An 18,291-nucleotide genomic window follows, 5' to 3' on the forward strand; every position below is an offset into this window, starting at 1 on the left:
GTTACGCCTCGACCAGACCATCGAAGCGCTCCCTCATGTCGCGAAGGTCGTTCTCTTCGCTGTGACATCGCTCGCCTGCGCGGAGGATCATCCGCGCATGCTCGAGAAGTATCTCCCGCCGGTCCGGCCGCTCGCAGCGGTCCAGGAGGTCGGCGATGCGTTCGAGCAGGCGGATCGTGACCGCGACACTCGAAGCTCCGTATTGTCGAATGTGATCGAACGCGGTATCGCAGATCCCGGGAAAGTCGAACGGTCTGGCGACGAGTCTCAGCTCACCGTCATCATCGAAGTGGTACGGCGAAGGAAAGTCCCGGTTGATCAGTTTCATGAGGCCCTGGCTGATCCGATCGACGCACGCCACCGCGGTGAACGGATCGTTGATCCCGGGAGAGAGCGAACGAACGGCCACCTCCACGAGCTGAAGAATCGCAAACTCGACATCCTGATCGGTGGTCCGCGAAGTCCCGATCTCGAAGGCGTCCGCGAGCTTCTCGAGTTTCTCCTCGTCGAGCTCCGAGCGTGCCCATACGCGCGCGACCGGCGCTCCCTCGGTCACAAAGTCGCCCGGCCGGCGCAGGACCTCCGCGACCATCCCGGATCCACAGCATAAATCCGTCAGCACAGACTCACTGACGAACTGAACGTAACCGCTCTCGTCCGCCTCGATCTCGAAATGGCTGGTCGCCCTCACGGCTTCGAAAGCTTCTCTCCCTCGATCCTCGTCCCCCTCCTTCCAGGCCAGATGTTCGGGATAGATGCGCTCGATACTCGAGTCGAGATCCCGGGATACGACACGGACGATGACGTCCGCCTGAATCGAGCGCGATACGTGATGGATGAAGTAGATGAGTACGGCCAGACTCGTGAGCGCCAGACCGACTCCCAAAGTAACCGAGAGGTACGGTACGAACGCGCGGTTTTCGGTTCCTCTGATGCTGGGAAGAACGAGAAGGCAGTAAATGAACGTCGCGATGAACGTTCCGAGAACGAGCTGGTTCGCCCGATCGCGCATGAAGTTTCGGAGAACACGAGGGCCGAACTGTTGCGAGGCGAGCGAGAGCGCGACAATGGTGATGGAAAAGATGACGCCGGCGACCGTGATCATCGAACCCGCGATGGTCGCGAGAATCTGTCTCGCACCTTCCGGACCCCCGCCGTAAAAGAAGACGAAGGTCTCGGCAATCTCGAATCGGTAGTGGCGGTCGATGTAATTCGCGGTCCACACCGCGACGAGCGCCCCGATCGTCATGACGGCCGGGACGAACCAGAGGCTCGATCTCAGCACGCTCCAGAGCCACTTGATGCGCGAGAAATTCACGGACGCGGGCTCTGCGAGGACGATTCCACCCGGCTCATTTCACCGCCAGAACGCTCGAGTAGAACCTCCAGACATAGTCGACGGCCGACACGATCGCCAGGATCACGACCACCCAGAGCACCGCCGGCCCGAGCCACTGCAGCTCACCGAGTTTCTCACCGAGGATGAGCAGCGAGATCGCGATCACCTGCGAAACCGTTTTCCCTTTCCCCAGCTTGGACGCCGGCATGTCGATCCCCTGCTGCGCAGCGACCGAACGGAGACCCGAGACCGCGAACTCACGGCCGATGATGACCACGACCATCCATGCGGACGCGAGGCCGAGCGCCACGAGCGAAATGAACGCCGCCGAGATCAGCAGTTTGTCCGCGATCGGATCGAGCAGCATCCCCAGTCTCGTGATCTGGTTGAACCGGCGTGCGATCCATCCGTCGACCAGATCGGTCACCGCCGCGAGGAGAAAGATCCCCAGTCCCACATACTCCTTCGCCTCGAACTCGGTGAGCAGCGCGACGACGAGAAAAGGGACGAGGAAAACGCGAAAAAAAGTCAGCGAATTGGGGAGATTGAGAATTCTCCTCGAAGCTTCCTCGTCAATCTCATTGACCGCCTCCGCCGGGGCGACTTTGCCAACCGGGCGCGGCTCATCCTCGGATATCTTCACCTCACCGATCTTCATTCTGCCCAGCATACCGCGCCCTATCGGCGACGGGAATTAAATCGGATCTCGCTTTCTTTCGAATGGCCGTTCCCACCGTGGTCCGTGGCGATGCGAAAGTGGCGGAATTGGTAGACGCGCCAGCCTCAGGAGCTGGTGACCGCAAGGTCGTGGGGGTTCGAGTCCCCCCTTTCGCACCAGCTTCTCACTTCAGCCGTCGATCTGAGCGAGCTTTTCCAGAATTTTCTCGATCCGCCCGCGAACTTCCTGCCGCTGCTCCTCGAACGTTTCACGCTCGTCCTCGAGCTCTGCCAGCCGCTCGGCACCCCCGGATAGATCTCCGAGCCGTGATTCCGCCTCTTCGAGTCGCCCTACGAGATCGTCCCGTTCCGCCCGCAACTTCCTGATCGTTTCGATCGCCTTCTCGACCTGAACCGCGAGACGATCGATCATCTCGACGCCGCCGGGCCCGATCAGCTCCATCTGCTTGTCGTCCTTTTTCGACTCTTTCTTCGCCAATCAACTCTCCTTCATTCGCTCTCGATCGGCAGCTTCGAGGCAATCGTCTTTTTCAGCTGTTCGTGCGTCTTCTCGACTTCTTCCTGACTCAATGAACGATCGAGCACCTGGTACCACATCGCCAGCGTCGTCTTCACTTGCTCGTCATCCGGACTCGCGAACCGGTCCCACAGACCATAATCGGCGAGCTCCTCGGGACGCACGGCTTCCAGCACCCTTCGGATCTCGGTCCAGCTCAGATCAGGATCGTGTCTGAACGCGAAAGCCATCGGAACGCCGGGATATCGCGAGACTTCCTGCATTTCGACGACCGGTCGCGCCTTCAGGAACGGCTCGAGCGAGATCTCCGCCGCGACGACCGTCGTCTTCAGCCCCAGTCTGGAGCCGAATCCGGAATCGATCTGGCCGACGACCGCGACCCGCTCCCCGTCGATCGACGCCGCCGCTGCATAGCCATCCCGCGCCCATTTCAGCGATGCCGGTTCCCATTCGAGAGCCGCTCCGATTCTCTCGGCCAGCTCATCGACCACTCCCCGGGCGTCGAAAAAGTCCACGTCTCTGGACTTTTCGTCCCAGTGTCCGGGGCGGGCACCCCACAGCGCGATTGCGGCGCGAGCGCTCTCCGCGGTTCCATCCCGGAGCTCGTGATACGTCCTGCCGGCCTCGAAGATTGCCCCCTGACGATTCCCGTACGACCAGTTCGACGCGGCCGCTTCGAGCAGGCCCGGAATGATACTCGTCCGCATCGCTGCAGTATTTTCGGACAGCGCGTTCTCGACGATCAGCGGCTCCTCCTCCGAAATCTCCGCCAGTTGATCGATCCGCATGAACGAGTACGTGATCACCTCGCTCAGACCGAGAGACACGAGAACGTCGCGAACCCGCTCTTCCAGCTCCCGGGCCTCATCTCGGCGAACATCGCCGGTCGAAAGCCTCGGAAGTGCTGCCGGAATCTCGTCGTAACCGTGAATGCGGAGGATCTCCTCGATCAGGTCGATCTCCGAAGCGATGTCGCCTCGCCACGAAGGAACGGCGACTCGGAGACTCTCCCCGGCTGGCTCCACCCGCATTCCCAGGCCTTCGAGAATCCGTTGCGACTCGTCGAGGCCGATGGCGCCGCCCGAGAACATCGCGATTCTTCCAGCCCGGACTTCGACGACGGTCGGCTCGGGGAGATTCACGATCTCATCGGAGAACGCGAACGGAGCTCCTCCTGCCTCATCGATGATCAAGGCGGCACAGCGGCGAATCGCCTCTGCTGCATCGCCCGGATCGACGCGGCGCTCGAAGCGATACGACGCGTCCGTGTTCAAATTCAGACGACGCGAAGCCAGACGGATCGTCACCGGGTCGAACCATGCGCACTCGAGCAGCACGCGTGTGGTGCCTTTGTCGATCTCGCTGTTCTCGCCCCCCATGATGCCACCGAGTCCGACTCCCCTCGTTCCATCGTCAATGACGACGGTGCGAGGATCGACAGTCCTCTCGACGCCGTCGAGCGTCGTGAGCTTCTCTCCTTCTCGACCGGGGCGCACGACGATTCGATCTCCCTCGAGCCGCTCGCGATCGAAGGCATGGAGCGGATGGCCGAGCTCGAGCATTACGTAATTGGTCGCATCAACGATGTTGTTGAGAGGCCGCAGTCCGACGCTTTCGAGCCTGCGGCGGATCTTTTCGCTCGATGGCCGGACCTCGACTCCATCGATCGCGAGAGCGGCGAAGCGGCCACACATCGCGGGAGCTTCGATCGAGACCGGCCAGGCATCGAGACCTTCGACGTCGACGAGGTTTTCGACCGGCCGGACTTTCCGATCGACTGCGGCGGCGAGCTCGCGCGCCATCCCTCTGTGGGACATTGCATCGATCCGGTTCGTGGTGATCTCGAGCTCGACCGTTCTCCCTGCAGGTGACGTTTCCACTCCCTCGACCGCATGGCCAATCCGCGTCAGCGTCTCGTCGAATGCTCGATCGTCGATCCCCTCGAGGTCGATCCAGTCGCCAATCCATTCGGTGAGCATCTTCATCGTTTGTCGTCCCCCGGTGAGAAGTCCACGCGGCTGATCACCGATGCCGCGGCGTCGTGGGGATTGTTTCGTTTCCGGAGGACGTCATCGAGAAGCGCCTCGTAATCCTCCTTGGTGATCGTTTCGCCTACGAGGCGATTCATGAATGTCTCCTTGAGCTGAGTCTCGATCCTGATCCGGACGCGTTCCCTGTTGCGGCGATCGAGCTCACCCGAGCTCTCGAGGTACTCGTAATGCTGGTCGATGGTCTTCGCGAGCTCGTCGATTCCGACCGAGGTCGTCGCCACGGTCTTGACGATCGGGGGTATCCAGTCGGCGTGTTCCTCGACGAGCGACATCATCGTGCGGACTTCCATCACGGTCCGGTCGGCGTCGGGACGATCCGCCTTGTTGACGGCGAATACGTCCCCGATCTCCATGATTCCCGCCTTGATCGCCTGGATATCGTCGCCCATTCCGGGGACGAGAACCACGATATTCGTCTGAACGGTGCGGATCACCTCGACCTCATCCTGCCCGACCCCGACCGTTTCGACCAGCACGACGTCGAAAGACGCCGCGTCGAGAAGGTCGACTACGTCGTTTGTCGCGCGCGCGATGCCCCCGAGAAAGCCTCGGGTTGCCATCGACCGGATGTAGACACCCGAGTCGATGTAGAGGTCCTGCATTCGAACGCGATCCCCGAGCAGTGCCCCTCCGGAAAACGGCGAGGTGGGATCGACGCAGATGATTCCGACCGTCTTCCCCTCCGCGCGATACTGCCGGGCCATCGCCGCGACCAGGGTCGACTTTCCCGCTCCCGGCGAGCCGGTCACGCCGACGATCCTCGCCTTCCCGGTCGACGGATAGAGCGCCGCGAGAAGCTTCTCCGTCTCGGGATCATCCCGCTCGATCATCGAGACGGCTCTTCCGAGAGCCCGGAAGCGGCCGGCCTCGATCTGATCCTTCAGGCTCTCGATCGATTCCATCGCGGCCTGGTCTCAGATCTCGGCGAGGATGTTCCTCGCGATCACCATCCTCTGGATCTCACTGGTTCCCTCGCCGATTGTGCAGAGCTTGACGTCGCGGTAGTACTTCTCGGCCGGATACTCCTTGACGAAGCCGTATCCTCCGAAGATCTGAACTCCCTTCTCGGTGGCTCTGACCGCGACTTCCGACGAGTAGAGCTTTGCCATCGCTGCCTGGGTCGTGACCGGTTCCCCGGAATCCTTGGTCGCGGCCGCCCGATGACAGAGCAGTCTCGCAGCATCGATCTCGGTGGCCATGTCCGCCAGCATGAACTGAATCGCCTGATACTCGGCGATCTGCTTCCCGAATGCGGTCCGCTCCTTCGCATACCCGCGAGCCGCCTGGTAGGCGCCGCGTGCAATTCCGAGGGCCAGCGCGCCGATCGAGATCCGCCCTCCGTCGAGTGTCTTCATCGCGCCGACGAACCCCCTCCCCACCTCCCCCAGAAGGCCGTCGGCAGGAACCCGGCAATCCTCGAGGACCAGCTCCGCGGTGTCGGAGGTCCGCATCCCGAGCTTGTTCTCCTTCTTTCCGGGACGGATTCCGTCCCGATCCGTCTCCACGACGAAAGCCGTGATGCTCCCCTTCGGATCCTCGCGGTCTGTGATCGCCATGACGACGGCGACATCGGCGTGCGTCGCATTCGTGATGAAGTTTTTCGTCCCATTGAGCACCCAGTCGTCGCCGTCCCTGGTCGCGATGGTCCGCATGGCCGCGGCGTCGCTTCCGGACCCGGGCTCGGTCAGCGCCCAGCATCCGATCCATTCACCCGAGGTGAGCTTCGGCATGTACTTCTGCTTCTGCTCCTCGCTGCCGGCGACGAAGATGTGGCCCGTGCAGAGGGAGTTGTGCGCGGCGACCGCCAGAGCGATTCCGCTCTCGACAGCTCCCAGCTCCTCGATGACGTTCACGTAGTCGATGTAGCTCAGCCCCGCCCCGCCGTACTCCTCGGGGAAGATGACGCCGAGCATTCCCAGCTCCCCGAGCTTCTTCATCACATCGACCGGGAAATGCTGCGCCTCGTCCCATTCCATGATGTGGGGCCGGATCTCTTTTTCTGCAAATTCGCGAACCATGTCGCGAATCTGTTCCTGCTCCGCGCTGAGACGGAAATCCATGCAGCACTCCTAACGGGAAATCCCGCGTGCGCGTCGCCGGCAGGAAGGCCAGTGATTACTCGCGGCGACGCCGGGTTGCTGCGAATTCTAATGGCGGGGCCCGATCGGCGCAAACCGGCGAAAGGCGGGGTCGGGTCTGAACTTGGAACTTAACTCAGGGATCGCCAGAGCTTGGGAGATCAACGGTAGTTAAGTTCCAAGTTCAGACCCGACCCCGACCCCCTCCCCTCTTCACTTTTCACTCTTCACTTACGTGCGAGTGACCGCCACTTCCGCGCATGCCTTGATGAACTGGCGCCCGGCTTCGTCGGACGTATCCCAGGTCCGGCAGAGGAGCTCGATGTCGTCCGGATGCTCGGTGGCGGGCACCGTGAACCCATCCTCCGGCTGTGCGGAGTTGTGAGTCCGCTTCTTCTCCCACCAGTTTCCCACCCGCCGGCATCGAATGTATCCGATCTCGCTCGCCCACGCCTTTTCCGGGACGAGATGCGCGGCCCCCTCGGCGCGAACACCTTCCGCCCTCCCGCTCGCATCGACCACACCCGTCCGGAACGTAGGCATGTCCCGTTGCATGATCGGTCCCAGCCCCTTGACGTTGGCCACCTGCTCGGCGAGACCTCTCTTGACGATGTCCGCCACCATCGCACGAACACCCGTCATGGTCTCTTCGCTCGGATCGAGAAACCTCAACCCGGATCGATAGACGGTGGCGCCCTTCTCTCCCGTGATGAATCGGTCGACCCGGGAGTAGACCACATGGCACTTCAGATTGAGGGCCTTTTCCTGCCACTCGATGATCAGATCGATTTTGGATCCCGTCCCGAACCGGCGGTTGTAATGCTCAATCTTCGCACCCGACTCGCTGACGTCGATCAGAAGCACGCCGGTCGTTCCCACCCGCCCGTACAGCTGGCGTGACGGGGAAACCCTCTGCTTGGTCCGCTGTGATCGATCTCGTTCGGAGCCCATCGAATGATTCAGTCTAGCTCAGCGCCGCCGCTCGCGATGCCAACGAAAGTTAGGCGCTCCAACGGGTGCATTTGAATGCGTCATGATATCCAAAGGTCTGATTCAGGCTCATGACATCGTGTTTTCGTCGCGCCTCACCCGGTGACGGCTTCGAGTCTGTCGACGTTTCTGTAGCCCCGGGGAAGCTTCGATCCCCGAAGTGCCCGTTTTCCGATGAACCCCTCCAGATCCGCCTGGGAAACTTTCATGTACTGACGGCCTGCGTGAACCACCAGGGTCGAGTCCTGCGAAAGGACGGCCAGCCCGGCCACACGCTCGTTCCTGAGGCTGATCAGCTTCACTCCCTTCCCTCGCGCGAGCCGCGGCAACTCAGAGACGGGAAAGACGAGAAGACGCCCCTCATCGGTCGCCACAGCCAGCAGGTCCTCCTCCGGGTTGCGGACCCGTACCGGCCCGAGCGCCTTTCCCCCCTTCGGAACCGTGATCAGCGACTTCCCCGCCTTCCGATCGGTCACCATCTCACCGAGCGACCCGATGAACCCGTAACCCGCATCGCTCGCGAGGATATAAAGATCCTCGGGGCCTCCCATCACGACTCCCTGGAAGCTCGCCCCGGCCGGGGGATTGAAGCTGCTCGACAGCGGCTCGCCGTGGCTCTTCGCCGAAGGGAGCGTGTGCGCCGAGAGCCCATAGGTCCGTCCGCTGCTGTCGAGAAAGATCGCGGTCTGATTGGTCCGCCCGCCCGCAGATGAGAGGAACTGGTCGCCCCCACGGTAACTCAGCGCGTTGCCATCGATGTCGTGCCCCCTGGCCGCCCGCACCCAGCCGTTTTTCGAGAGGATCACCGTCACAGGTTCCGAGGGAATCAGCGCCGTCTCGTCGAGAGCCTTTGCCGCCTCGCGCTGGATGATCGGCGATCTCCGATCGTCGCCGAACTCCTCGGCGTCCTGCTCGAGCCCGTCCCGGACGCGCCGCTTCAGCCTTGCCTTCGACTTCAGTGTCTTTTCCAGATCGGCTCGCTCTTTCGCGAGATCCTTCTGTTCGCCCCGTATCCTGACTTCCTCGAGCCGGTTCAGATGACGCAGCTTCAACTCGAGAATCGCTTCCGCCTGCCTTTCGGTCAGCGAGAACGTAGTCATGAGAACCGGCTTCGGCTCGTCTTCGCGGCGAATGATCCGGATGACTTCGTCGATGTTGAGATAGGCGACGAGGTAGCCATCGAGGACTTCGATCCGATCGGCGACTTTGTCGAGCCGCCACTGCAGACGACGGCGAACCGTTTCGGTCCGGTACTCGAGCCATTCGAGCAGGATCTCGCGAAGAGAGTAGAGACGTGGCCGGCCGTCCAGACCGATCATGTTCATGTTGATGCGGATGGTCCGCTCGAGATCGGTCGTCGCGAACAGATGGTTCATCAGCTGGTCGTGGTCCACACGGCTCGACTTCGGCGTGATCACGATCCGCGTCGGATTCTCATGATCCGACTCGTCCCGCATGTCCTCGACCATCGGCAGTTTTTTTGCCTGCATCTGCTGGGCGATCTGCTGGATCACTCGGCTGCCGGAGACCTGAAACGGCAAAGCCGTGATGATGATGTCCCCCTCCTCGGGTTCCCATGTGGCGCGCATCCGGATCGTTCCGTTGCCGCTCTCGTAGATCTCGCGGATCTCGGCTGCCCCGGTGATGATCTCGGCCTCGGTGGGAAAGTCCGGCCCGATCACGAACTCGGTGAGCAGCTTCGTCGTGAGGGTAGGATCCTCGAGAAGCGCGATCGCCGCACCGACGATCTCCCGAAGATTGTGCGGCGGAATGTCGGTCGCCATCCCGACGGCGATTCCCGACGTACCGTTGAGAAGAACATGCGGGAGCCGGGCGGGGAGAAGCTTCGGTTCCTCTAGCGTCGCGTCGAAGTTCGGTCCCCACTCGACCGTCCCCTGCCCGAGCTCCGAGAGGAGAATCTCCGAGAACCGCGACAACCGCGCCTCGGTGTAGCGCATCGCGGCAAACGATTTCGGATCGTCCTGCGAGCCCCAGTTTCCCTGACCTTCGATGAGGGGGTACCGGTAACTGAACGGCTGTGCCATCAGAACCATCGCCTCGTAGCAGGCGGAGTCGCCGTGCGGGTGAAACTTGCCGATGACGTCTCCGACCGTGCGAGCCGATTTCTTGTGCTTCGCGTTCGCACCGAGACTCAGCTCCGACATCGCATAGATGATTCGCCGCTGGACCGGCTTGAGACCGTCGGCTATGTGCGGAAGCGCCCGATCCGAGACGACGTACATCGAGTAATCGAGATACGCCCTCCGCGCGAAGATCTCGAGCGGAATCTCCTCTACTTCGAGCGCCGATGATCCGGCGGTTGCGAATGTCAGGATCTTCTGCTCCTTCTTCCGCCGGGTTCCCTTCTTTTTCTTCGTCGCCAACTCAAACCTCCAGTCCCGCGCGATCGCCCTCGTTCATCAGCCACTCGCGTCGATCCGATGCCCGCCCCTTCGCGAGCAGCATGTCGAGCACCTTCTCCTCGCTTCCCGCATCGCCGACGACGAGCTTGACCAGCCGTCGCGTGTCCGGCGCCATCGTCGTCTCGCGCAGTTGGAGCGGGTTCATCTCGCCCAGCCCTTTGAATCGCTGCACGCTCGGCCGCCCCCGGTATCCCTCGGCCTCGAGCCGCTCCAGAATGCCCGCCTTTTCGGCGTCATCGAGCGCGTAGTAGACGTTCTTTCCGGCATCGATCCGGTAGAGCGGCGGCATCGCCACGTATACCCGCCCCGCTTCCACCAGCGGCCGAAAGTGGCGAAGGAACAGCCCGCAGAGAAGCGTCGCGATGTGAAGGCCATCCGAGTCGGCATCCGCGAGGATGCAGACGCTTCCGTAGCGGAGATTGTCGAGGTTCGAGCTTCCGGGATCGACTCCGAGCGCAACCGCGATGTCGTGCACTTCCTGGGAGGCGAGCACCTGCGACGAATCGACTTCCCAGGTGTTGAGGATCTTTCCTCTCAGCGGCATGATCGCCTGATGCTCGCGATCCCTCGCCTGCTTCGCGCTCCCTCCCGCCGAGTCCCCCTCGACGAGGAAGAGCTCGGTCCGGTCGAGATCGCTCGACGCGCAGTCGGCGAGCTTGCCCGGAAGCGCCGGCCCCGCCGAGGTCTTCTTCCGCGCAACCTTCTTTCCGGCTTTCAGCCGTGCCTGCGCCCGGTCGATCGCCAGCCGCGCAATCGCCTCGGCCTGATCGACGTGATGGTTCAGCCAGATCGACAACGCATCCTGTGTCACCCCCGAGACGAACGCCGCCGTCTCGCGTGAGGAGAGCCGGTCCTTCGTCTGTCCCGTGAACTGCGGATTCGCCATCCGGACCGACAGGACGTACGCGACGTCGGCCCAGACGTCGTCCGGACTCACTCGAACACCCCGCGGCAGAAGATTACGGAACTCGCAGAACTCCCGGATCGATTCGGTCAGCCCCGTCCGGAAACCGTTGACGTGGGTGCCGCCCACCGGGGTCGGAATCAGATTGACGTAGCTCTCCCCGAGTAGATCTTCCCCCTCCGGCACCCACACCAACGCCCACTCGACCTCCTCGGTGGCGCCTTCGAAGTGACCCGTGAATGGAGTCGCCGGCAGCGTCTCGACATCTTCGAGCGTCGTCTGGAGGTAGGTCGAGATCCCCTCCTCGTAGTGCCACTCCTCGTCGTCGTTCGGATCGAGCTCGCTCGTGAAGGTCGTCGTGAGACCTGGCAGCAGAACGGCCTTGGCCCTCAGCGTGTGCTTGAGCCGGGGCACGCTCATCTTCGGCGAGTCGAAGTATTTCGGATCGGGCCAGAACCGGATCGTGGTGCCGGTGTTCCGCTGGCCGACCGTGCCGATCTCCCGGAGTTTCGTCCTGCGATTGCCCGCGGCGAACGTCATTTCGTACTCTCTGCCGCCGCGCCGGATCCGGACGACGAGCTTTTCCGAGAGTGCGTTGACCACCGAAACGCCGACGCCGTGCAGGCCGCCGGCGAATCGATAGCTGCCGTCGGAGAACTTGGCGCCCGCGTGGAGCCGCGTCAGGATCACCTCGACACCTGGGAGCTTTTCGGTCTTGTGGAGATCGATCGGCATCCCGCGGCCATCGTCGGCAACGGTCAGCGAGCCGTCCTCGTGCAGCGTGACGTCGATCCTCCGGCAGTACCCGGCCAGCGCCTCGTCGGCCGAGTTGTCGATCACCTCCTGCGCGAGGTGGTTGGGCCGCTCCGTCTGCGTGTACATCCCGGGGCGTTTTCGAACCGGTTCCAGCCCCTGCAGGACCTCGATTGCAGAAGAGTCGTATTTCGAGCTCATGAATTCGTCGTTTCCTGGAGCTTCCATCCGGACGGACGGAGCGTTGGAAGGAAATGATAACGCAGGGGGCAGGATCCAGGAATCAGGAGACAGGATTCAGGAGACAGGAGACAGGATTCAGGAGACAGGAGACAGGATTCAGGAGACAGGATTCAGGAGACAGGAGTCAGGAGCCAGGATCCAGGATCCAGGATTCAGGAACCAGGGTTGAGGAGCGAAGCACTCGTCATTCTGAGCCCGCCGAAGCACGGGCGAAGAATCTGAGGGGGGGAACGCGCCGGCGAGCCGCGGCCTCGCAGGCTCAAACATCCCCCCACCGGGAGGCGCCTGCCGAGCCGCACCGTCGCGGAATGGCAGAAGGTCAGTTCAGTGCAAAAGACCGAGAGCGGGCCGAGAGAGAATGGTTTTCAGGTGACATTTCGGTGGAACGCAACGGTGCGGCTCGGCAGGCGCCTCGCCCTCCCGCTGGATGATTCTTCTTTCACTCTTCACCCTTCACTCTTCACTCTTCTTCCCTGAATCCTGAATCCTGATTCCTAGTCCCGGCTCTCCTTCTTTCCGATCCAGCCGGTCAGCATCGAGATGATGCTGAGAGCCACCGCGCCGATGATCGCCGAAAGGCATCCGTCAATCTGGAACTGAGGGATGATCCACGCCATCAGCCACAGCATCCCCGCGTTCACGACGATCAGAAAAAGCCCGAGCGTCACGATCGTCAACGGAAGCGTCACGACGACCAGGATCGGACGAACGAGCGTATTCAGAAGACCGAGCACGAGCGCCGCGACGAAGAGCATCGGGATCGTTCCGGTGTAGCTGATCCCCGGGATCCACGTAATCGCATAGAGAGCCGCGGTATTGATGAGCCACCGGATGATCATCGGCGAGCCTCCTGATTCGCGCGGACTGCGCGTGGGATGATCGGTATTTTCATTTTTCGCTCCTGTCGCATCTCCCCGTGCAACCGGCAGACCGTCATCCGACGGTCACTTCGCCCTCTCGCTCAGTGCTGGAAGGGATTGCGGAAGTACTCGTCGTCGAAGCGGACCTCGGCTTCCGACCTCAGCCGCCTCAGTATTGCCTGCGCATAGGGCGTTCCCGGATCCTGCTGGAGAACTCGTCTGGTCTCTTCGAAGGTCGGACTCCTGCGCGAGATCATCCTGAAGACATGCCAGCCGAAATCGGTCTTGACCGGCTCGCTCACCTCGCCCTGTTCGAGATTGAAGAGCGCGTCGGCGACCTCTCCGCTGGTCGTCGAGCGCGTCACGACCGGCAGCATTCCGTCCGAACCCTTGTCGTCGGAGAATTCCTCGCGCAACGCCTGGAAGTCCTCTCCTTCCCGGGCTCTCCGACCGATCTCCTCCGCGAGCTCGCGCGCATCCTCCTCGCTGCGTCTTGTTCCCTGTCCGAGAAACGATCCATCGAATCCGATGACGATCTGTTCGGCGGTCGCTTCCTCGAACTCCGTCTCGACGGTCGGCCAGATCTTGCGGAGGTCCTCTCGATCGATGTCGCCGGCGACGGCCTCGAGTCCTCTCATCGCGAGAATGTTGTTCTCGGCGAGCGCCACGGCGCCCTTGACGGCCGGATCCTCATCGACTCCGCGGCGACGGGCTTCCTGTACGAACAGTTTTTGCCGGACCAGCTGCTCCGCGAGCTCTTTTCTGCCGCCCTCGCTCATCAGGGCCATCCTCATCTCTTCCGGAAGACTGTTCATCGCCGCTTCGAACTCCGCGCGGGTGATCGGTTCGCCGTTGACGAAGATCACCCCCTCCATTGCTGCCGGCGCTGCTCCGGCGTCCTCTCCCCGTACGGCGCCACTCCAGAGAAGAGCAATGACCGCGATCATCGGAATCGCCGCCATCACCGCAACCTTGAGATCATCCCGGTTCATCGTTCGAATCCTCTCACGAATCGCCGTCCCGTCGCGAGACCGGCGCAGCCACCCGGGAGCGCTGCACCGCTGCACTCCTGAATCCGTGATTCACTGCGCGGCATTTCCGCTGACGACCGCCATCGTGAGGAGCTCGTCATCGAAGTATCGCGACGCGACATCGGTCATTTCCTCGAATGTGATTTCCGAGACCGTACCGAGCAGGCGATCGGTGAAGTCGAGACCGAGCTCCATCATCCACGCCTCCGCGAGATCGTCGACATGCGACGCATTGGTCTGGAGCGAGATCCTCGTCGAACCGGCAAAGTACGCCTTCGCGCGCTCGATGTCCTCCTCATTCATTCCTCCCTCATCGAGACGGTCGAACTCCTCGACCAGCGCCTTCTTCGCTTCCGCTTCCTTCGAAGCGTCACTCGCGAGATATCCGATGAAGGTTCCGGCGTCCTTCCGCGCCGACTCCCCGGCGAAGACCGTGTAGGCCAGTGATCGCTTCCCTCGCAACTCCGCGAAAAACGTTCCTGCGAGACCGGAGGTCACATTCTGAAGAAGTCTCAGCCTCGGCCAGTCCCGGTGGCTCATCGGAACGGCGGGATATGCGACGGCGATCGCCGACTGTTTTTTCTGGCGACTCTCGACGGTCACGACGGGCGCAGGCGGAGGCGTCGGTGCCGGCAGACGCCTCACAGCGGTGGTTCTCTTCGGGAGCTTTCCGAAGTGCGTCTCGGCGACTTTCCGGGCGTCGGCCGCGGTGATGTCGCCGACCACGACGATGAGGGCATCGTCCGCGACGACCCACTGTCTCCACCATGCCTGCAGGTCATCCTTCGAGATCGCCTCCACCGAAAGCTCGTAGCCATCCGAGGGGAGAGCATAGGGATGGTTGCCATAGAAGGAGGAGTAGAGCAGCTGGAAGGGTCGCTGGACCGAAGAATCGAATGAACGTTTGATGCTCGCCTTCTGCTGGTGCTTCTCCTCGACGATCCCCTCTTCGGGGAACACCGGATTCATCACGACGTCCGCCAGGATCTCGGCGCCGGCCGGGAAGCTCCGCCCGAGAATGGTCAGGTCGAAGCCGAAGTAATCGGGCTGGGTCGTGGTTCCGATCTGCGTCCCGAGAAACTCGATGTCACGATTCAACTGCTCGGCGGTTCGGGTCTTCGTTCCGCGCCGCATCACCCGCTGGGTCAACGACGTGATCCCGGCGATACTGCTGTTCTCTCCGATCCTCCCACCGCGGAAGTAGACGCCCGCGGAGACCACCGGTGCTCCAGATCGCTCCTCGACGACGAGCGTCGCACCGTTCGAGAGCTTCAGCTCGACCGGCTCCGCGGCCGCCTTCGCCGGGCTCAGCGGCTTTCCGACGGCCGGCGCCTCGAAGTCTGCTTCTTTCTCGAGCTTCGCCCCGGCGATCACACCCGTCACGAACTCCCTCGCTTCGGCTGGAGTGAGCGCCGGCGCCTCCTCGGGCGTGTAGTGGTAAAGCGTCAGCCGGTCGGGAGAGAGATACTTTCGCGCGACCCGCTGAACATCCTCCGCGGTCATCTTTTCCAGCTCGACCAGACGCGTTCCGATGGCGCGATACCCGTAATTCGCCTCCGCGTAGGAGAGCGCCTGCGCCTGTCCGAGTACCGACTGCATCCCGAGAATGGTGCTCGACTCCTGGCCATTCTTCGCCAGCTGCATCTCGTACCCGGTGGGACCGAACTTCCGGATTCTCTCGATTTCCCGAAGGAGACGGCGATCGACTTCGGTGCGGTTCTTTTCATCGAAGGACGCCTGCACGACGAAGATGCCGACGTCTTCGATCGACCAGTTGAAAGCATTTGCCGTACTCGCCGCATCGGGACCGAGAACGTGCCGGTAAAAGCGCGACGAACGGCCGGTTCCGAGAATGCTGCCGAGAACCTCCAGGGCGAGCTCGTCCTCGTGTCCGACTCCGACGGTGTGCCATCCCATCACCGAGTAGCCCTGCTGGATGTCGGCGGAAGACCGGCCGTACCGGAACTCCTTCTGAGGAGGCTCCGCGGCGCCGCGCTCCTTCTTCAGAGCCCCCTTCGGAAGCTGCGCGAACGTCGTCTCGAGCGCCTCGAGCGCCTGTTCGACAGAAACATCACCAGTAATGGTCACGATGATGTTTTCCGGACGGTAGAGCGTCTCGAAGAAAGCGATCAGGTCGTCACGGTCGATCGCGCGGAGCACTTCGTTCGAGCCGATCCTCCAGCGCCGAATCCTGTGTTTCGTGAAGGCGGTCTCGAACATCCGCTCCATCGATACGGCCGGCGGGTTGTCGAGCTTGCGGTTCGATTCCTCGATGACGACTTCCGATTCCTTGTCGAGCTCTTCCGGATCGAAGAGCGGATTGATGATCGCATCGGCCTGAATCTCGAGCCCTCGCTCGAAACCTTCGCGAGGAAGAACGAAGTAATAGTTGGTCGAGTCGTAGATCGTTCCGGCATTCGTCTGCCCGCCGACGCGGCTCAGCTCGGTCGAGATCTGTTCGGCGCCCGGAAACTTTTTCGAGCCCTTGAAGAACATATGCTCGAAGAGGTGTGCCATCCCCGCGATCTCGTCGGGCTCGTGGAAGTAGCCCGCCTTCACCCACGTGTTGATCGCGACCACCCCGGTTCCCGGCTGCGGCCGGATCAGGACGGTCAGCCCGTTGGGCAACACTTCCCGGTGAACTTCCGCGAGAAACGGATCGAGGACCGACCCGGTCGGTTCGAAGTCGTTTGCGGCAAGAGCGCTGGTCGTCATCATGGCCAGCAAGAGTAATCGAACGATCAGCTTCATCGAAATGCCTCCTTAGTCGGGGTTGTCGGGATCGGAAGGATCTGTCCTCGATCTGACCGGACTACGCCGATATCCTCCCATGGGTTTCAATCGCATGGAATCCGGCGGAGAACAGGAGCGACAAACCGTTCCACGATTTTCACAGCCGCATGAGAAAATCGTCCCGTGAGAGCGTTCACGCACGAATCGTTCGCCGCTCACGACACCGGTCCGATCCATCCGGAAAGCGCCCGGCGGCTCCTCTGGGCCATCGAAGGTTGTCGCCGCGCCGGGATCGAGCCGGAGCAACCCCCACCCCACGACGCGACCGAAGCGGTCATCCGAAAGGTTCACTCGGACGAATACATCGAGAGCTTCGCCAGCGCCATCGCTGTTGCGCCGGCGATGTTCATGACACCCGACAACGTCATCTCACCCGAAACGTGGAGTGCCGCATGGAACGCGGTGGGGACCGCGCTCTCCGCCGCGGATGCGATCATGAGCGACCCGCGGGACGGCGTCTTCGTGATCGCGCGGCCTCCAGGACATCACGCCGAGCGGAACGCCGCTTTCGGATTCTGCTACTTCAACACGATCGCCTGCGCCGCGGAGTATCTTCTCGATCGTCACGGGCTCGACCGGGTCTTCATTCTCGACTGGGACGTCCATCACGGGAACGGTACGCAGCACATCTTCGAGCGCCGCTCCGACGTCTTCTACCTCTCGCTTCACGGCTGGCCCTTCTATCCCGGCACGGGTCGCGCAGAAGAGAGAGGAACGGGAGAGGGAGAAGGAGCCACGCGCAACTTTCCGCTCGCTACGGGAACGAGCGATCGCGACTATCTCCGGATCTTCGAGCGGGAGGTCGTCAAGGAGATCGAGGGCTATCGTCCGGACGCGATTCTGATCTCGGCCGGGTTCGATGCGCACCTCCGAGACCCGCTCGGCAATCTCGCTCTGACCGAGGAGGCGTTTCGCGAGATGACGCTCATGACGCGCGAACTGGCTCGACGGCTCTGCCACGGGCGCATTCTCTCGCTTCTGGAGGGGGGCTACGATCACGAGGCGCTGGCGGCCAGCGTAGCGGCGCATCTCCGCTGATCGGGCCCTGAAAGTTGAGCAATTCGACGGTCTGCTGTACTCTGGACGAGCCTGGCGTAAAATCATGGGGAACCTCGCCAACCCGCATCCCGGGACGCCGGTCGGTGCCGCTGCCGATTCCGGCTTTCGCGCACTCTACGAGGAGCATTACGAGTTCCTCGTATCACTCGCGATGCGCAAATACGACGTGCCGCGGGACGAAGCCGCCACCCTGACTCATGACGTCTTTCTCAACTTCTACACCTCGAGACGACCCATCGAGCAGGCTCGCGCGTATCTCACCGTCGGGGTCTGCCGGGCATGCAGCGAGTACTGGCGCAAGCGGAGTCGCGAAGAGACACAGGCCGAACCGACGACGGGTAGTTCCGGCGACACCTCCGAGGACTCGCTCGTCACTCGTTTGACGATTCAGGCGGCACTCCGTCTGCTCAAGGACCGTTGTCGCGACACGCTTCAGCTGTACTTCGTCGAAGGCTGCACGGCCAAGGAAGTGGCCGTCGAGCTCGGCACCACACGGCGTTACGCCGAAAAACTCATTCGAAACTGTCTTGGAAAACTTCGTCTCATCTACTCGGACCTAACGGAGAACTGAA

14 protein-coding genes and 1 tRNA gene are annotated in these 18,291 nt (G+C 62.1%); 3 read left to right on the forward strand and 12 right to left on the reverse strand.

All coding sequences use genetic code 11. The annotated features are described in order from the left end of the window. Position 1 precedes the first annotated feature (1 nt). Positions 2–1,318, reverse strand: a complete 1,317-nt coding sequence (locus KY459_09075; GenBank protein MBW3564864.1) for a DUF2254 domain-containing protein — start codon at positions 1,316–1,318, stop codon at positions 2–4. Positions 1,319–1,352: 34 nt separating this feature from the next. Beyond that, positions 1,353–1,997 (reverse strand): CDP-diacylglycerol--glycerol-3-phosphate 3-phosphatidyltransferase, encoded by a 645-nt coding sequence (pgsA, locus tag KY459_09080; protein MBW3564865.1) that lies wholly within the window; start codon positions 1,995–1,997, stop codon positions 1,353–1,355. A 92-nt stretch (positions 1,998–2,089) separates the two neighbouring features. On the opposite strand from pgsA, the gene KY459_09085 reads away from it, so the two are divergent. Beyond that, positions 2,090–2,176, forward strand: a tRNA-Leu gene (locus tag KY459_09085). A gap of 10 nt (positions 2,177–2,186) precedes the next feature. On the opposite strand, the gene zapB is transcribed toward KY459_09085, so the two are convergent. The 10 genes from zapB to KY459_09135 form a co-directional block, all read right to left on the reverse strand. Beyond that, the gene (zapB, locus tag KY459_09090; GenBank protein MBW3564866.1) at positions 2,187–2,495 is read right to left on the reverse strand and encodes a cell division protein ZapB; all 309 of its coding nucleotides are present in this window, start codon (positions 2,493–2,495) and stop codon (positions 2,187–2,189) included. Between the two features lie 11 nt (positions 2,496–2,506). Next, a complete protein-coding gene (gene pheT, locus KY459_09095; GenBank protein MBW3564867.1) occupies positions 2,507–4,519 on the reverse strand; it encodes a phenylalanine--tRNA ligase subunit beta in 2,013 nt (670 codons plus the stop codon). Then, the gene (gene meaB / locus KY459_09100) at positions 4,516–5,487 is read right to left on the reverse strand and encodes a methylmalonyl Co-A mutase-associated GTPase MeaB (GenBank protein MBW3564868.1); all 972 of its coding nucleotides are present in this window, start codon (positions 5,485–5,487) and stop codon (positions 4,516–4,518) included. The genes pheT and meaB overlap by 4 nt, the downstream gene beginning before the upstream one ends. 12 nt (positions 5,488–5,499) lie before the next feature. Further along, positions 5,500–6,645 (reverse strand): acyl-CoA dehydrogenase family protein, encoded by a 1,146-nt coding sequence (locus KY459_09105; protein ID MBW3564869.1) that lies wholly within the window; start codon positions 6,643–6,645, stop codon positions 5,500–5,502. A gap of 249 nt (positions 6,646–6,894) precedes the next feature. Beyond that, complete coding sequence (locus KY459_09110; protein ID MBW3564870.1) at positions 6,895–7,614, reverse strand: PilZ domain-containing protein; 720 nt, start codon at positions 7,612–7,614, stop codon at positions 6,895–6,897. Between the two features lie 134 nt (positions 7,615–7,748). Next, a complete protein-coding gene (gene parC, locus KY459_09115) occupies positions 7,749–9,989 on the reverse strand; it encodes a DNA topoisomerase IV subunit A (GenBank protein ID MBW3564871.1) in 2,241 nt (746 codons plus the stop codon). Between the two features lie 49 nt (positions 9,990–10,038). Then, complete coding sequence (parE, locus tag KY459_09120; GenBank protein ID MBW3564872.1) at positions 10,039–11,934, reverse strand: DNA topoisomerase IV subunit B; 1,896 nt, start codon at positions 11,932–11,934, stop codon at positions 10,039–10,041. Between the two features lie 536 nt (positions 11,935–12,470). Continuing rightward, the gene (locus KY459_09125; protein ID MBW3564873.1) at positions 12,471–12,815 is read right to left on the reverse strand and encodes a phage holin family protein; all 345 of its coding nucleotides are present in this window, start codon (positions 12,813–12,815) and stop codon (positions 12,471–12,473) included. A gap of 122 nt (positions 12,816–12,937) precedes the next feature. Beyond that, complete coding sequence (locus tag KY459_09130) at positions 12,938–13,828, reverse strand: peptidylprolyl isomerase (protein MBW3564874.1); 891 nt, start codon at positions 13,826–13,828, stop codon at positions 12,938–12,940. A gap of 90 nt (positions 13,829–13,918) precedes the next feature. Beyond that, positions 13,919–16,618, reverse strand: a complete 2,700-nt coding sequence (locus KY459_09135; protein MBW3564875.1) for an insulinase family protein — start codon at positions 16,616–16,618, stop codon at positions 13,919–13,921. Positions 16,619–16,783: 165 nt separating this feature from the next. On the opposite strand from KY459_09135, the gene KY459_09140 reads away from it, so the two are divergent. Both KY459_09140 and KY459_09145 read left to right on the forward strand, forming a co-directional pair. Continuing rightward, positions 16,784–17,698: a histone deacetylase gene (locus KY459_09140; GenBank protein ID MBW3564876.1), complete on the forward strand. Its 915-nt coding sequence runs from the start codon at positions 16,784–16,786 to the stop codon at positions 17,696–17,698. Positions 17,699–17,762: 64 nt separating this feature from the next. Further along, positions 17,763–18,290: a sigma-70 family RNA polymerase sigma factor gene (locus KY459_09145; protein MBW3564877.1), complete on the forward strand. Its 528-nt coding sequence runs from the start codon at positions 17,763–17,765 to the stop codon at positions 18,288–18,290. The last annotated feature ends 1 nt before the right edge of the window (position 18,291 follow it).

Source organism: Acidobacteriota bacterium (assembly GCA_019347945.1).
Lineage (GTDB): Bacteria > Acidobacteriota > Thermoanaerobaculia > Gp7-AA8 > JAHWKK01 > JAHWKK01.

Coding starts and splice junctions, on each gene's coding strand:
- meaB (MBW3564868.1), bottom strand. CDS start 5,487: ATGGAATCGATCGAGAGCCTGAAGGATCAGATCGAGGCCGGCCGCTTC.
- parE (MBW3564872.1), bottom strand. CDS start 11,934: ATGAGCTCGAAATACGACTCTTCTGCAATCGAGGTCCTGCAGGGGCTG.
- KY459_09125 (MBW3564873.1), bottom strand. CDS start 12,815: ATGATCATCCGGTGGCTCATCAATACCGCGGCTCTCTATGCGATTACG.
- KY459_09130 (MBW3564874.1), bottom strand. CDS start 13,828: ATGAACCGGGATGATCTCAAGGTTGCGGTGATGGCGGCGATTCCGATG.
- pgsA (MBW3564865.1), bottom strand. CDS start 1,997: ATGAAGATCGGTGAGGTGAAGATATCCGAGGATGAGCCGCGCCCGGTT.
- KY459_09135 (MBW3564875.1), bottom strand. CDS start 16,618: ATGAAGCTGATCGTTCGATTACTCTTGCTGGCCATGATGACGACCAGC.
- pheT (MBW3564867.1), bottom strand. CDS start 4,519: ATGAAGATGCTCACCGAATGGATTGGCGACTGGATCGACCTCGAGGGG.
- KY459_09105 (MBW3564869.1), bottom strand. CDS start 6,645: ATGGATTTCCGTCTCAGCGCGGAGCAGGAACAGATTCGCGACATGGTT.
- KY459_09110 (MBW3564870.1), bottom strand. CDS start 7,614: ATGGGCTCCGAACGAGATCGATCACAGCGGACCAAGCAGAGGGTTTCC.
- KY459_09145 (MBW3564877.1), top strand. CDS start 17,763: ATGGGGAACCTCGCCAACCCGCATCCCGGGACGCCGGTCGGTGCCGCT.